We start from the raw sequence: 15,055 nt of genomic DNA, 5'->3' as shown, positions 1-15,055 counted from the left end.
AAAAACCATTATTCTTCTAGTAACCTTTTTTCCTTATTAAGCTAACGGAGGCTTTAGTTGAATAAGAACAAATAAAAAAAGTCGATTTTTTGGTTAAGAGATCGATTTTTTTAATGGGTTGAAACCTCCTTAGCGTTGTAAAACTGCAATTTCCTGACGGTACCCCTTTAGGATCTTGTTTGACATATTGGTTAAAAATGTTAAAAAGGAATCTAGGAAAAAATGTTGAAATAACTTATAAAAAAGCTATCTCTAAATAGGAAAGGAAGGCTAGATGAAAAAAATCTTAAATAAATTATAAATTATGAGATTAGGTTTATACCATCCACGAGCCCCTCCATTTTGAATTTTTATGTAAAACTAACTATATATTCGGAGGGGAATTAGATGAGAAATGAACAAGAAATGATGGACCTTATAATAAACATGGCCAAGGAAGATGAACGTATTCGAGCAGTCTATATGAATGGTTCACGAACAAACCCAAATGTACCAAAAGATATGTTTCAGGATTATGATGTTGTTTATGTTGTGACAGAAACAGCACCTTTTATAAAGGATAAGACATGGATTCATGCTTTTGGAGATTTAATAATGATGCAAGAACCTGACAAAAGTGATTTTGGCAGGGGAATTGAGTTTGATTTTACTAGGTCTTATGGTTTTTTAATGCTCTTTACAGATGGAAATCGCATAGACCTTCGTATCCAAACAAAAGAAGTTATGTTTGAAGAGTATGAAAAAGATAAGCTCACTCTTCCCTTAATGGACAAAGATAATCTTTTGCCAGCAATTCCTTATCCTACCGATATAGATTACCATGTCAAAAAGCCGTCCAAAAGTGAATACGATAGCTATACAAACAATTTCTGGTGGTGTTTACAAAATGTTGCAAAAGGAATTTGGCGTGATGAACTCCCATATGCAAAACTAATGTTTGAATATACGACGAGAGATTCTTTGGATAAAATGGTTACTTGGTGGATTGGAATACAAGAAGATTTTCAAGTTTCACCAGGAAAGTTAGGGAAATATTTTAAGGAATATCTTCCAGAATCATATTGGAAAATGTACAAAGAAACCTATTCTAATTCTGATTATAAAAATATATGGGAATCAATATTTGTTACTTGTGAATTATTTAGAATCTTATCCAAAGATGTCGCTGAACACTTTAATTTCACATACCCAATTGATGATGATAGAAATATGACTAAATATCTTAAACATGTTAGAGATTTACCTTCTGATAAAGGGGTGATTAAATGATTGAAATAATCTATGATGCCAGTACCCTCGAAGGCTCTTGTTATATAGAGATTCTCCCTGACAAGTATAAAGGTGAGTGCTGGAATACTTCTTCTATTTTCTTTACAGAAGAAAACTTTGGCTATATTATGCCTGCCTTTGAAAGGTGCTATGAGAAATTTGATTATTATGCTTTTAATGAGATAGATACAGATAATTGGAAGCTAATTAATAAGGAATTGGAAAAAATGAAACAATTTCTGGTTAATAATCCTAATCCACATTCATTGAAAGATGTTTTAGGATTTCCGTTCACCTATTCTGAGAAAGAGTTTATGGAAAACTATGATACAAACATAAAGCAACTTTTCTCGATGATTACCGAATTCCAATCGTGGATAGAGGAAAAAAGTGTTTCAACTAAGTTCATTTCCGTTTTAGGAATTTAATGAGCTTAAAGGACTTCATCATTTAGAAGTTCTTTATAATTTTTAAAAATCAACAATATTGTTTAACAGAGCCTATAAATAAATTAATCTATCACAATAATTTAGAGCATGTTTTGATCAATCTTTTTTCAAAACATGCTCTTCATAATTGATTACTTTTTATTTACTTGATAATACAACTCAAGAAGATCCACAACAGGGATGTTGTTTATCTTCATACCTGTTATATCACTTTGCTGTATTTCCACATCCCTAAGGTTACTATGAGTTATTTTACTACCTTTAAGATTACATCTTTTAAACGTAATTGGATTATCTTCTTCTCCAAGATTTGTATCAACGAAACGAACCCCATCTAAAGTCACTAAGGCCATTTCACTGTTAGAAAAATTTAAATCGGCAAACAATGTGTTTCTAAAATTTATATTATGGAACTTTGAATGACTAAGATTACAGTTGTTAATATGGCTGCTCATCATGTTACTGTTGCTAAAAGAACTGTCTTTTAAAGTTACCTGATAACACTCCGTCTTAGCCATATTGCAGCTTTCATACTGGGTATCTGAAATATCCTCATTTTCAACTAAGTTTTCTATTCTTGATGAAGTTTCTATTCTCTTTATGTAACAATATTCATCTTCTGTTTTAAAGGTTGTTTTATATCCCATTTTTTCATAAAAGAAGTGGTTGTTGATTTGTCTACTAGATGTTTCAAGATCCCAAGTCCTCACATTTAAAAACTCTTGTTCTATCAAAGTTATGACTTTTGACCCTATGCCTTTCCCCTGAGAGTTAGGGTCTACAAAAATACGGTCTATCCTCCCAAAAGACTGACCTGAAATCGTGACAATAATTCCACCCACAATCATTTCGTTGTATAGAATTTTGAAGTAATTTAACTCTTTAATCATATACTTGGTCATTTCAATTGAAGCATACCCTGGTGGCTGAATGTTATAGTCAATTATATTCTCTTGATTTGGGAACCATTTTTTTGTTTCTTCATTAAAGGCCTTTTTTGAAATCTCTGTTAATGTTTCAGCGTCTATAATAGATGCCTTCTCAATCCTTATTGCTGACATTTAAACGTCTCCTTTAAACTAAAATAGGTTGTCTTCAATCCTTATATTACCATAAAAAACAATCTTTAGTTTTCAGTTGGCCTGCTTGGATCGTTTAAACATTCAAATATTTTGTTTATATTTTAGTATGTATAAAAAGAGAGGATATTCGTCTCTATAATAAACGAACGAATCTTTCTTCATAGTATTAATGAGTAAAAGGAAATTCGTATTGAAATGGGGAATAATACATTACTACCTATTAATGAGGGAGAAAAGACAAAACGAATAACATTCATTTAATAGAATGAGGGGGATTATTTTGAGCAATCGAGCTTTAAAACTTACTAAAGCAATTCATAACATAATAGATGAACAATTTTCTGGAGCTATTTACATCAAGGATAACAATGAAGTCTTATTTGAATCGGCATTTGGTTATGCGAATAGGGCTGATAAAAAATTGAATACTGTTCATACACGCTTTGGAATTGCATCTGGCTGTAAGTTGTTTACAGCTGTTGCTATTTGCCAACTTGTTGAAAAAGGCTTACTTTCATTTGAAACTCGTCTTGAAGATTGTTTAAACATAAAATTCCCGCATTTTAACAAAGACATAACAATTCATCACCTTTTGACTCACACTTCTGGAATACCAGACTATTTTGATGAACAAGTAATGGATAACTTTGAAGACCTTTGGAAACAAACATCTATGTATCTTTTAAATGACGTAAAAGATTTTCTCCCTTTATTTCAAAAGGGGAACATGATGTTCCAACCTGGAGAGAAATTCCACTACAATAATGCTGGATTCATTGTTTTAGGTTTAATCGTAGAACAACAATCAGGACTTTCTTTTACCAACTATATTGAATCAAATCTCTTCCAACGATGTGGAATGAATGATTCAGGATATTTTCCTTTAGATCAACTCCCTAAAAACACTGCCTATGGGTACATAGATAATAAAGATGGAACATGGAGAACGAATATCTACTCTATTCCGATAAAAGGTGGAGCTGATGGGGGGGCTTTTATCACATCATCAGATATGATCAAATTTTGGGAAGCATTGTTTAATCATCAACTTTTGAGTAAAGAATGTACAGAAATACTTTTGAATTCACAAACCCATGTTAAAGATGGGGTAGATTATGGGTATGGACTTTGGATCACTAAAAGTGAAGAATCTATAATTAAATATCATGTAATGGGATATGACCCTGGCGTGAGTTTCCATTCAGCTTTTTATCCTAAGTCAGGAATCAAAATAGTAGTATCTTCAAACAAAAGTTCAGGAGCCTTTGAAGTAATGAAGGGGATTGAAGAAATTATTTTTGAGAGATGATCAAACATTATTTGATTAAAGGACCATATAGTTGAATAACAAAAGGAAAAAATTTTCAAATGATATCCGGTTTAAAAAGAGGATTTTATATTTATATAACGAAATAAATTAAAAGATAAGGGAGGCGATATTATGGATATGAAAATGAAGAAAGGCATGGAGAACACATGTAAAAATTATAAGGAAAAGGAGTTTTTCTATTGAACCAAGCTTTGCTTATTATTGATGTCCAGCAAGAATTAGTTGATGGTAATAATGAAACGAAAAGTGTGTTTAATAAAGAAGTATTATTAGATCACATTAACTTAGTTATTAATAAGGCAATAGAATCACAGGCTTTAATCGTCTTTATAAGGGATAAAGATGTTGCTGAAGGAAAAGGTCCAGGGTTTCAAATACACCCGAAAGTAAAAGTGCCAGCCACTGCAAAAATAGTTGATAAAGCAGCTACAAATGCGTTTTATGGTACACCATTAATGGATTTTTTAAAGGAAAACGAGATTGAGCATCTTGTTATTATGGGATGTAAAACAGAACACTGTATTGACACGGCGGTTAGAACTGCAACGGTGAATCATTTTGATGTTACTTTAGTTGGAGATGGTCATTCGACGACAGATTCTTCAATTCTATCTGCTGAAAATATCATAAGTCATCATAATGAAATACTTCATGGTCATTACAATGTTGACAATTTTTCTGTTGTTCGGACTACCCAGGAAGATTTGTTTCAACCAATCCATGACAATTACCGGTAAATCGCCATTTGTCCACTTCATTTGAAAAGCGCAAAAAAATTATTGAGCTTCGATAATCAGACGTGATTATGGAAGATCCCAACTTATATGTAAACGGCGTTATTGTTATATTTTAAAATGTGGTGAAGTATTTTTCACCAAAATGAAACACGTATAACCCGGTCTTAAAATTAGAACGGGGTTATATGTGTTTCAAACATTAGAATGTAATATATTTATTGTAATTTTACAAAAGGAGAGGAAAACTTTGGAAAAGTCAACTCATTGCGTTAGAAGAGAATTAAATCAGTTAATCCCTTTCCTCACTTCTTTAGAGGCAGTAAATGAAACGATATTTTTTAGTCCTATTTGTGAAGGGAAATGGTCAACGGCTGCAATTATCTCTCATTTCATGTATTGGGATCGATATATTTTAGAAGAACGTCTTGAAGGTATGGTGAATGGAGAGATACTTCCAAAATCTAAAGTGAATGTAGAAGACATGAATAGGCTGGCGAAGGGATATGCACATTCAGGAATTAGTAAGGTACAATTAATTCAAGAGGTCTGTGAAACAAGACAAAGATTATTAGATTCGTTAGCCGATAGCGATTTAGAGGGGATTTTCCATATAGGGTCAAATGAAATGACAGTGGATAAATATTTCAGAGGAATGGTGGAACATGACATCTATCATATAAAGCAAATTAAAGGATTTTTAAACTTTAGAGACAATTAAGTTAGTTATAAATATTAATAAGGCTAAAAAAAGAAACATGAGGGAAAATATGAGTAAAAAAAGAAAAAGAAAACAGAGAAAATATAATCAAAGGCAGCAGGCTATTAAAATGCAAAAAATGGCCCCGGAAATCAATTCGTCTAAAAGATTGATAGCTAAAATAATATATGGAATAACAGCAGCATGTATATGTGGAAGTTTATTTTTATTTGTTAAACCAACTCGTTTTTTGGATTCGATAATAATTTTTCTGGTAATGATGGTATTACTTTTTCTATATCTTGCATTGTTTGTACTGTTCGAGGAAGACAATAAGACTAATAACAATATAAATAAAGGAAAAAAATCGAGAAATGGCTCTTCAGATTCATCATGGGGATATTGGGATAGTGATAATGGATGTGATAGTAGCGGTGATAGTGGATGTGGCAGTTCAGGAGATGGCGGAGGAGGAGATTAGAAATTGGCTATCTTCTTCTAACCGATTACCTAAAAGTAAAAAGTTTCAAAAATCTTTAAATAAGTTCCGCCCTTTATATTCTTATTCAATATTAGAGCCTTTTTATTCTTTATATCCTTTAAATGAATTACATATAGGCACGTTAAATGGGGGATAACTGCCCGTAAAAGCCCGATTGGTGAGGGCTTTCCGTCAGTGGGGGATGAAGAAAACCTCTACTGACGGAAGTTTCACTTTATTGTATGTTATCTTTGAAATGCGCAATATTATTAATTCCCATTCGAATGATAGATTAGTTGCACAACGCCAGAGGAGAACGTTCTTGTATTAATCATTTTTAAATTCATCCTCTGTTTTATATCAATAAACAACGGTTTTCCTTCTCCTAAAATAATGGGGTGAACAGATAATCTAAATTCATCAACAAGCCCTAAATTGATAAAAGTTGTAATAAGACTTGCTCCACCATATAGCCAGATGTCTTTACCAGGCTTATTCTTTAATTTATTTACTTCTTCAAAAATATTGTCGTTTATGAATATTGCTTTATTATCAGTTCCTTTTTGTGTTTTGGAAAACACATATTTTTCTTTGCTATGAACTAGTTCCCAAATTTCTTTTTCAGTATCAGTATCTTCAATTTCCGGAGTAAATCGTCCCCATAAATCGTAGCTTTTTCTTCCATATAAAATAGTATCAATTTGATTTAAGAAATTAATAAACCCCATCTCAGAGTCCATGATGCACCAATCAACTTCCCCATTTTCTCCTTCAATAAAACCATCTAAAGTAACTGCTAAATCTAAAATTATTCTTCTTGGTTTTACGTTATTGGACATAATTCTTCCTCCCTTTAATCATTTAGATATTGTTTCTCCTGTCAAGTTTTTGTGAATTCTGAATAAAGTTGCTGATGTTATTAAACTAACCTGCTCTTTAACTGAATAACAATCATCTCAAATTGCCATTATTCCCACAATTCATTTAAGAATATGGCCCTTTAACGGAACAACTTATTGTCACTCAACAGTTCCTTAACCGGTCTTTTAATTCAGATGCTCTTTTCTTTTTTACTATAAAAACACCCCTTTAGATAACCATATCCAAAGGGGGAAAACGGTGCAACTTTTTTACAAACGGTATAACTTTCTTAAGCTGTATTCATAAGGATTTTAAAACCACTTTGTTAAAAAATTAAATTACTGCATCGAAGTCAGTTGATTTAGGCATAGAGGCTGCTTTTTTCATAAGCACTTCCCATAATTGTACGGATTTGTTCCACTCGGCTGCGCCCTGTTCCTTTTGATACATAGCATTCTCATAACTGAGAGTAAGTTGTTGCATATCAGTCGAACTGTAAAGCGTGTCGATACGGAGTGCGTACTCTCGTAATGTTTGACTTTCATTTCGGGGTATACCGATTCTCGCAAATTGTTTTAAAAGTGCATCGTAGGCTTTTGGATAAACGGCATCACCTTTTCGGTATTTATAGAAAAAAATCACAAAAAATGTAAGCCATTTCATTCTAGTGGTAAAGAGAATGTACCCTATGATGCTCATTGGTATAGTAGAGAGGAATACGTACCACCAAGAAAATTCTTTTTTAGAATTTGTAATCTTTTTGGTAGAAACTTCTTCTGTATTTTCTATTAAACTTTTAAGTTTTGCTTCATTGTTCCGCTGCTGCATTTGTTCGTTGTTAGAGTTGATTACTTCGCTATTTTGCGAAGTAGAAGCTGGAGCGTTATTTATAAAATAATATGGATTGGTAAATCCTTTTGTTGGTTCGAACGGAATCCATCCGTATCCTGGAAAGTATACTTCGACCCAAGAGTGTGCGTTATTGTTTGCGATTTTATAAACGTTATCACCTAATGTATTGTCAAGAGTTCCTTCTGTATAGCCTTTTACCCAGCGAGCTGGAATCGAGGCGGAACGTAGTAATACAATCATAGACGTCGAAAAATTATTACAGTATCCTCTTTTTGTATCGAAAAGGAATTGATCTACATAATCTTGGTTTTTGGCAGGCACCATGACATTGATTGTTTCGTATACAAAAGAATTGTCTGTTAAGTAATTTTCAATAGCTAATACTTTATCATAGCGGTTGTCTTTATCATTTGTAAGATTGACAGCCAAGTCTTTTACTCGCTGTGGTAATGATTCGGGAAGCTGTGTATACTTAGTTCTGAAATAAGAACTTGTTTCATGACCTTCATTTGGTTTTACAGCTTTCAAATTTTCTATGGAAAACTGCGGGGTCTCATAGGTTACTTTATACGAATTTAAAGTAGTAGAAGAGTCTCCGTTCATTGTATAAATTTTTTCTGAAAATGGATCAACGCTGTATGATATGTCAGAAATAGCCTCAACTGATACTAATCCTGCTGGATAAATAAGGTGAGGATAACTTTTTTGCATAGTAATCGTTGCTGCGGTTGTCTCCATTTTTATGTTTTGTTCGTACCAGCTCATGACGTCATTTTTATTTTTAAAAGAAATTTTTTTCGGCTTTTCAGAAACTTCCCAGCCTTTTCCCGTATAAAAGTCTTTTGTTTCTACTCTCCAATATTGTTTGTTTTGCGTTTGCGCTGTAAAAACAATTGTATGATCTGCCTCAAAAGGACCGCCTAATTGCGAGTCATCTAAACCGTACCCGATTTTAGAAACTTTTGGTTTCTCATTTGCTTCAGATGTTTTGAATTTTAAAAAAGTCATCGGATTGGTCCATTGAGGGCCGAATTTTGGAGCAAAGTATGCAATGGTTGTGGACAATACAATAAATATCGCAAGAGGTCTAAGTAATTTTGTAAGATGTCTAGCATAATGTTGTAATTGTTCACTTGCTTTTATCCGTTCAATTTGAAGAAGGCTTAGCATAAAAAAGCCGATGACAACGGTACGAATAATCGCATAATTTGAATTGTATAAATGTAAGTTATGAAAAGTCGAGATATAAATGATAGTCAAAATAAGAAATAACAATCCGCGTTTTTTATGAATCATCCAAAAAGAGATGAAAGAACTCAAAAACCAGAATGATAGAAAAAATAAGAATGTCGGAAAAACTGGAGAAATATCTAGCAAATTTCCCTGAAAAAACAGGGAGGAGTTTTGAGAAATATCAGAAAAGAATGTTGTGAGCCAAGATGGATTTATAAAGGCATTTTTATAATATAAGGAATGAATAATGAATAAAATTGCTACAACCTTAATTGGAATTTGCCACTTCGTTTGAAAAAAAGAGAGAGTGAAGCAAATTCCTATAAATATTACAAAAATATCTAGTCTACCTACATTTGTAATACCTATAAGCGGCCTTACCCACTCTAGTAAAAGAAAAAATCCGCATATATGTATAAAGAATCTACTCATATCCCATTGATTTTTCACTTGTAATGTTTTCATTTGCTCACCTCAAAAAACACGTTCGTATAACGGTTTTCATAAACCACTTTTACCATTATTTTTCGTTTTTGTAGAGTTTCTAGTATACTTAGTTCTCGATGTGAGAGTTGATTTGCTTTTTCTTTTACGACGAACACTATTAATTTTCTATTTTTTATCGCTGCACAATCAGCTGCTTTTTGAATATCGAGAGAAAGATCGCTTGTGACAAGTATAGTAGTGATTGGCTGATACATTTTTCTTAATTCCATTTCTACACTTTGAGAGAGCGGGAATATACTGTCTGCTTGTACTTTCGCTAAATGACAAAAGATTTGTTGCAACTGAGTATCTCCATTATCTAAAGGGAATACAGTTCGTTCTTTTCCGACAGACACGAATGACGCTGGTGAATTTTGCTTCAAGACAGCCCTTACAATAGAGGCAGTAAACGTAACAACTGATTCGAATAGGGAAGATGGGGTTCTGTCCATGAATATCATGATATTATGGCTGCGCTGTTGCTCAAACTCTTTCGTCATTATATTGTTTGTTCGTGCAGTTGCTTTCCAATCAATCCATGAAAAACGATCACCAGGTTTATATTCTCTGACACCGACAGAGACTGTAGAGTCTTTTGTTAAATTTATATTTGCTGAAAGTGCTCCTTGTTCAAAATGATTTTCCAATTGTCGATAAGTTATATCTACATACTTGGGATAGACTAAAAATGTATCAGGAACTGAAAAAAATGTCTCTTTTTCCATAATACCGAATAGATCGCCAGTTTTTACACGTATGCTCGAAAAAGTGTGCTCTCCTCTAGGAATTGTATCGATGACATATTGAAACGAAATACTTCGTTTTAACCCTGGAAATAGTATTACCTTATTCGCCTTTGTTTGTTTATAATTTGTAAATTGTGGCGGCAGTTCATCTTCTACAACTAAATAAAGTAAGGGGAAAGGGAATTTTCTTTTTATTGTAATAGTGCTTAAAAATTGTTCTCCCGCCAAATATTCTTTTTGATTCGTTATTCGTCTCACTTCAGCGTCCCGTAAGGCATAGAAGGGAAGTAGTAATGAGTAAAGGCTGAAAGGAATCGTACTGTAAAACAAAAACCAACTTACAAACCCTCCTTGCAGCATAGCATATACAAATGTTAAGACAAGGAATAGAGGGATCAACAACAACTTGGCAACATGATAAATTGCTCGCAGTAGTCGTTTCATCAAAGGTTCATCGTCCTTTGAGTCGGTACGGAAGTACGGGCAACGATTTTTGCGATAACTTTTTCTCCCGTTATACCTTCAAATTTCGCTTCCATTTTGAGAATAAGTCTGTGAGCTAAAACGTAGGGCGCTAAAAATTTAACGTCGTCTGGAATAACATAATTTCTACCATGGATGAATGCAAAAGCCTGTGAAGCCTTCATTAAAGCAATAGAGCCACGTGGACTTGCACCTAGCTGTATGGAATTATAAGACCGGGTTTGAGTGACAAGTTTTACAATGTAATGTTTGATTTCTTTGTCTATACATACTTCCCGTGTGCATAGTTGTAATTTCAATAATTCTTCTATTGTAATAATAGCCTGTAAACGGGAGAGAGGATTTGTTTTTTCCATACGATTTAAAATTTCAAATTCTTCTTCTGGAGTAGGATAACCCATTTTTAGCTTCAATAAGAAACGATCGAGCTGAGCTTCCGGCAAAGGATATGTTCCTTCATATTCGACCGGATTTTGCGTCGCCATTACAAAGAACGGTTTTGGTAACAGTCTTGTGATGCCATCTATTGTGATACTACCTTCCTCCATACTTTCAAGTAAGGCCGATTGTGTCTTCGGTGATGTACGATTAATTTCATCAGCAAGAACGAAATTCCCCATAATTGGCCCTGGTTTAAACTCAAATTGTAATTCTTTTGGATTATAAATAGAAACACCTGTTACATCTGACGGCAGTAAATCAGGTGTAAATTGAATTCGCTTGTAATCGGCATCAATGGATTTAGAAAGGGCGCGGACTAACATTGTTTTTCCGACACCGGGAACATCTTCTAATAAAACATGCCCTTCAGCTAAGAGAGCTGTCAAAGTTAGGATCGTTTCTTTTCGTTTTCCTACCATCAATTTTTCAATATTGTTTATGATCTTTTCTACAATTGGATGTAGTGTATCAAGTTGCGTCATCGTAATCCTCCTAATTTTATAATCGTTTTCTAGTTCATTTACTGTGAAATAGAAATTAAGTTAAAGAAATGAGTTTTCTTCGGTTTATTGCAGTAGAATAGTAATCTAAGAAATAATTAGCATTTGTATTATATAAGTTAAAAATTGAAACCTATATTTTGGCTAGGAAGCCTTTGATCATGTATAGAAAAAGTTTAAATATAAAAAACATAATGACATACTTTATAATTTCGATATATCCAAAGGAAATCCTATCCTTAATTTCGTAAATATTCAGATTATTATTTTTAGTTCTACCTAATATCAGTGTTACTGATTTCTCCTAGTACCTTTTACTCAAGACCTTAGGAAAGCTTGAGAGTGTCATACCTGTGGCCTATTTGATTATTGTGGGTTTCCATGAATAATGCCATATAGTTGTTACACTATATATTCACATTAATTAACAAATTAAAGTTCGATTATAATAATATGGTGTAATTAGTTTATAAAGGTAATAATTAATTTTTAAAAAATAAATAAAGAGGGGGGATTTTAATGGTATATATGCTTGTAAATATAGTGCTGAAATTATGAGGAAAAATGGTTTTTTAATGATTCTTATAGGAAGTATAATTAGCCTAACATTCAGGTATCCACAAACAATAATTGCACTCATAGCTCTTATGATACTATTAATAATTATTATGTTTGTTAGGGTAGAGACGAAATTAAAGGTAATGGAGAAATAATATAATAATTAATTACAAAATTTTTTATAGAAATCGTATCATGATTTATAGTTGAAGAATCCATTTTGCTCGAACTTTTTCAAAATGGATTCTTCCTATTTATCATAAATTAATGGTTTTTTAATCAAACTTTATTTAAAAACAAGAGTTAATTTAACTTGCAATCCGATTTTTAGAATTGTTAGATTTTTCCGCCTGCAAAAACCGTTGTGTCTCTGTAACAACAATCCCGCTTAATCCAATCAAACCAATTAAATTTGGGATTGCCATTAGTCCATTTGCAATATCAGAGAACGTCCAAACAAGTCCTAGTTTTAAATTTGCCCCAAACATGATTATACCAACAAAAATGAGGCGGTAGTATCGAACCGCATGATAGCCAAATAAATATTCAACGCATTTCTCTCCATAATATGACCAGCCTAACATTGTGGAATACGCAAATAAAATAATTGCGATGCCAAGGATCATACTTCCGGCGCTTCCAAATACAGTTTGAAATGCAAATGTTGTTGCTTCAACGCCCGTTTTACCGGAATTCCAAGCACCTGTTGTGATAAGTACTAAACCAGTGATTGTACATACAACAAATGTATCAAGGAACGTTCCCGTCATAGATACGAGTGCTTGTTTAGCGGGGGAGTCAGTCTTCGCAGCAGCGGCAGCAATCGGCGCACTGCCAAGTCCGGCTTCGTTTGCAAACACACCTCGCGCCATTCCGATTTGAATAGCTGAAGCAATGGTTGCTCCGGCAAAGCCTCCAGCAGCTGCAGTGCCATGAAAAGCACCAGTGAAAATAAGCTGGAATGCTGTTGGAATTTGATCTATATGATAAAAAATAATAATAAGTCCAGCAATGATATAAAAGAAAGCTTTAATTGGAACAAAAAAACCAGTCACTTTTCCTATTTTTTTAACTCCGCCTAAAATGACAATTGCGATGAAAAGAGCCATTACGATTCCTGTTACGACAGGAGATACGGAAAAATTAATTTTCATAGCTTCAGCAACTGAATTAGACTGCACCATATTTCCAATTCCAAATGAAGCTGTTGTTCCGAAAATAGCAAATAATATAGCGAGCCATTTCTTTCCTAACCCATGTTCTAAATAATACATTGGACCACCCGAGTACTCACCGTTAGCACCATGTATGCGATATTTTACTGCAAGAATTGCTTCTGAATATTTTGTTGCCATTCCAAACAAGGCAGTAATCCACATCCAAAACACTGCACCGGGTCCTCCGATAGATACTGCGGTTGCAACGCCGGCTATATTTCCCATCCCGATAGTAGCTGACATGGCGGTCATTAACGCTTGGAAGTGACTAATGTCACCTCTAGAAGAGTTGTCTTCCGATTTTCCAAATGCTAGCTTATGTGCGTATAATAGTTTGATAAATTGTAGGCCTCGCAGACGTACTGTAAGGAGGATTCCTGTTCCAACAAGCAGTACGAGTGTCGGCAGCCCCCATACGTAATGATTGATTACTTCTAATACTTGATTCACTGTTTCCATCTTTACTCTCCTTTAGAAAAAATAAAAAACCATTTCATGTAAACGAAATGGTCTCTGGAGATACAAGGAATAGAAAAATAAACCGATTCGGGAATCGGTATTTTCTGTCGCTTGTCTCTGTCCTTTTACCTGAGAGATTATCCGCTGTAATGGCGGATTTGCTCCTTCGGTGCCCTGTTTCCTCCATGTTGCTATGCAACAGGAGGGAGTCTCTCCAGAGATTCGTCCCCATACAGTTCTACTTGAATACAAGACCTGAGAGTTTCAAAGCTGTCCGACCAGCTTTTTGCCCCATCGGTAGATCAAAGGATCTTCTCCTGTATGGTTCATCCGAATGCTATGAAATTAACATGAGTTATTATAATCACGATTTATATGATAAGTCAAGAAGGAAATATCTATAAATATAAAACTAAAAAACAAAATAAAAAAACTTTTCGTTTTTTAGATGGGCGAGAGCATCTGGCCATGCATAGAAGCGGTCAGTGCCTTTTCCTGCCACATGCAGGGTTTTAAAGCAAAGAGAAGAAAGTGAGTGCAGGTCATTTTTTGTTCTGTATAGTAGTTATCGATGATTTTACGCGCTCATTTAAACTGAAAAATACTTGTCTTTCGTAATTCATAGATTACCTTAGTAAGCACATTATTATAATTTTCACGCGTTAATTCATACATTTTGAATTAGAGCTGTTTTGTTTCACTATTTTGTAAATGTGGACACCTAGCAAGTACAGTTTGTATGAACAATTCTTCGTTTTCTGGTGATAGTTTCACACTGCCAAATAAGGCATTTGGATAGTGAATTTCTACACCGTGAAATGCAGCTGCTGGACGAAAACCGATAAGCATATCATCAGTTGGATGAACATCTGTAATATTTTCATAGGGAACATTGCACCAAAAAGGACCGCATCTTGCATATAAGCTCTTTTCTTGCAATTCATAGCGAATGCCGAAAATAACCCATAACATGAATAAGTCAAATATTAAAATGATACTAGGGATAATGAGCCAATCTACAGAATTCAGTGTGTTATCTAACCAGAGCGGAAGAGAGAGGAGTATATTAGATAACAGGATGATTCCAGTCATCATATACCAATATCCTCGGTCCCGTCTTACTTTCCATTTCATTACATCACCTTCTTTATTGTGTAAGATGTTTTCTTGTGAG

The 15,055-nt window shown here is 33.8% G+C and carries 13 protein-coding genes and 1 riboswitch; of the genes, 6 read left to right on the top strand and 7 right to left on the bottom strand.

Annotated elements, in window-relative coordinates:
* Positions 1 to 387 precede the first annotated feature (387 nt).
* Both BM350_RS13440 and BM350_RS13435 read left to right on the top strand, forming a co-directional pair.
* Complete coding sequence (locus BM350_RS13440; protein ID WP_090914587.1) at positions 388 to 1,269, top strand: aminoglycoside 6-adenylyltransferase; 882 nt, start codon at positions 388 to 390, stop codon at positions 1,267 to 1,269.
* Positions 1,266 to 1,697, top strand: coding sequence for a hypothetical protein (locus BM350_RS13435; RefSeq protein WP_090914589.1), 432 nt, complete (start codon positions 1,266 to 1,268; stop codon positions 1,695 to 1,697). Before BM350_RS13440 ends, BM350_RS13435 begins: the two co-directional genes overlap by 4 nt.
* 152 nt (positions 1,698 to 1,849) lie before the next feature.
* Here the strand turns inward: BM350_RS13435 and BM350_RS13430 are convergent, their stop codons facing one another.
* Entirely contained in the window at positions 1,850 to 2,779 is a 930-nt protein-coding gene (locus tag BM350_RS13430) for a GNAT family N-acetyltransferase (protein WP_090914591.1), read from the bottom strand.
* A 286-nt stretch (positions 2,780 to 3,065) separates the two neighbouring features.
* On the opposite strand from BM350_RS13430, the gene BM350_RS13425 reads away from it, so the two are divergent.
* The 4 genes from BM350_RS13425 (at position 3,066) to BM350_RS27550 (ending at position 6,045) form a co-directional block, all read left to right on the top strand.
* Complete coding sequence (locus BM350_RS13425; protein ID WP_170857708.1) at positions 3,066 to 4,109, top strand: serine hydrolase domain-containing protein; 1,044 nt, start codon at positions 3,066 to 3,068, stop codon at positions 4,107 to 4,109.
* A gap of 200 nt (positions 4,110 to 4,309) precedes the next feature.
* On the top strand, positions 4,310 to 4,867 hold the full coding sequence (locus BM350_RS13420; RefSeq protein ID WP_090914593.1) for an isochorismatase family protein: 558 nt from the start codon (positions 4,310 to 4,312) through the stop codon (positions 4,865 to 4,867).
* Between the two features lie 247 nt (positions 4,868 to 5,114).
* On the top strand, positions 5,115 to 5,585 hold the full coding sequence (locus BM350_RS13415; protein WP_170857707.1) for a DinB family protein: 471 nt from the start codon (positions 5,115 to 5,117) through the stop codon (positions 5,583 to 5,585).
* Positions 5,586 to 5,634: 49 nt separating this feature from the next.
* The gene (locus BM350_RS27550; protein WP_244547997.1) at positions 5,635 to 6,045 is read left to right on the top strand and encodes a hypothetical protein; all 411 of its coding nucleotides are present in this window, start codon (positions 5,635 to 5,637) and stop codon (positions 6,043 to 6,045) included.
* 269 nt (positions 6,046 to 6,314) lie between these two features.
* Here BM350_RS27550 and BM350_RS13405 read toward each other — a convergent pair whose 3' ends face one another.
* From BM350_RS13405 to BM350_RS13375, 6 genes are all read right to left on the bottom strand, one after another.
* The gene (locus BM350_RS13405) at positions 6,315 to 6,884 is read right to left on the bottom strand and encodes a dihydrofolate reductase family protein (RefSeq protein WP_090948250.1); all 570 of its coding nucleotides are present in this window, start codon (positions 6,882 to 6,884) and stop codon (positions 6,315 to 6,317) included.
* Positions 6,885 to 7,239: 355 nt separating this feature from the next.
* Positions 7,240 to 9,456, bottom strand: a complete 2,217-nt coding sequence (locus BM350_RS13400; RefSeq protein WP_090914599.1) for a transglutaminase TgpA family protein — start codon at positions 9,454 to 9,456, stop codon at positions 7,240 to 7,242.
* Positions 9,453 to 10,667, bottom strand: a complete 1,215-nt coding sequence (locus BM350_RS13395; RefSeq protein WP_090914601.1) for a DUF58 domain-containing protein — start codon at positions 10,665 to 10,667, stop codon at positions 9,453 to 9,455. The genes BM350_RS13400 and BM350_RS13395 overlap by 4 nt, the downstream gene beginning before the upstream one ends.
* A complete protein-coding gene (locus BM350_RS13390; RefSeq protein ID WP_090914602.1) occupies positions 10,667 to 11,629 on the bottom strand; it encodes an AAA family ATPase in 963 nt (320 codons plus the stop codon). Before BM350_RS13390 ends, BM350_RS13395 begins: the two co-directional genes overlap by 1 nt.
* Before the next feature lie 884 nt (positions 11,630 to 12,513).
* On the bottom strand, positions 12,514 to 13,881 hold the full coding sequence (locus tag BM350_RS13380) for an alanine/glycine:cation symporter family protein (RefSeq protein ID WP_090914604.1): 1,368 nt from the start codon (positions 13,879 to 13,881) through the stop codon (positions 12,514 to 12,516).
* A 107-nt stretch (positions 13,882 to 13,988) separates the two neighbouring features.
* Positions 13,989 to 14,109: riboswitch (glycine riboswitch) on the bottom strand.
* A 453-nt stretch (positions 14,110 to 14,562) separates the two neighbouring features.
* Positions 14,563 to 15,015: a PH domain-containing protein gene (locus BM350_RS13375; RefSeq protein WP_170857706.1), complete on the bottom strand. Its 453-nt coding sequence runs from the start codon at positions 15,013 to 15,015 to the stop codon at positions 14,563 to 14,565.
* Positions 15,016 to 15,055: the final 40 nt, after the last annotated feature.

The sequence above is a fragment of the Bacillus sp. 103mf genome, assembly GCF_900116295.1.
In the GTDB taxonomy this organism is placed as follows: domain Bacteria; phylum Bacillota; class Bacilli; order Bacillales; family Bacillaceae_G; genus Bacillus_A; species Bacillus_A bruguierae.
This window is presented reverse-complemented; position numbering and strand designations above follow the sequence as displayed.

What these genes read in the sequence shown, in the direction of transcription:
- BM350_RS13440 (WP_090914587.1), top strand. Translation starts at nt 388, where the DNA reads ATGAGAAATGAACAAGAAATGATGGACCTTATAATAAACATGGCCAAG.
- BM350_RS13435 (WP_090914589.1), top strand. Translation starts at nt 1,266, where the DNA reads ATGATTGAAATAATCTATGATGCCAGTACCCTCGAAGGCTCTTGTTAT.
- BM350_RS13430 (WP_090914591.1), bottom strand. Translation starts at nt 2,779, where the DNA reads ATGTCAGCAATAAGGATTGAGAAGGCATCTATTATAGACGCTGAAACA.
- BM350_RS13425 (WP_170857708.1), top strand. Translation starts at nt 3,066, where the DNA reads ATGAGGGGGATTATTTTGAGCAATCGAGCTTTAAAACTTACTAAAGCA.
- BM350_RS27550 (WP_244547997.1), top strand. Translation starts at nt 5,635, where the DNA reads ATGAGTAAAAAAAGAAAAAGAAAACAGAGAAAATATAATCAAAGGCAG.
- BM350_RS13405 (WP_090948250.1), bottom strand. Translation starts at nt 6,884, where the DNA reads ATGTCCAATAACGTAAAACCAAGAAGAATAATTTTAGATTTAGCAGTT.
- BM350_RS13400 (WP_090914599.1), bottom strand. Translation starts at nt 9,456, where the DNA reads ATGAAAACATTACAAGTGAAAAATCAATGGGATATGAGTAGATTCTTT.
- BM350_RS13395 (WP_090914601.1), bottom strand. Translation starts at nt 10,667, where the DNA reads ATGAAACGACTACTGCGAGCAATTTATCATGTTGCCAAGTTGTTGTTG.
- BM350_RS13390 (WP_090914602.1), bottom strand. Translation starts at nt 11,629, where the DNA reads ATGACGCAACTTGATACACTACATCCAATTGTAGAAAAGATCATAAAC.
- BM350_RS13380 (WP_090914604.1), bottom strand. Translation starts at nt 13,881, where the DNA reads ATGGAAACAGTGAATCAAGTATTAGAAGTAATCAATCATTACGTATGG.
- BM350_RS13375 (WP_170857706.1), bottom strand. Translation starts at nt 15,015, where the DNA reads ATGAAATGGAAAGTAAGACGGGACCGAGGATATTGGTATATGATGACT.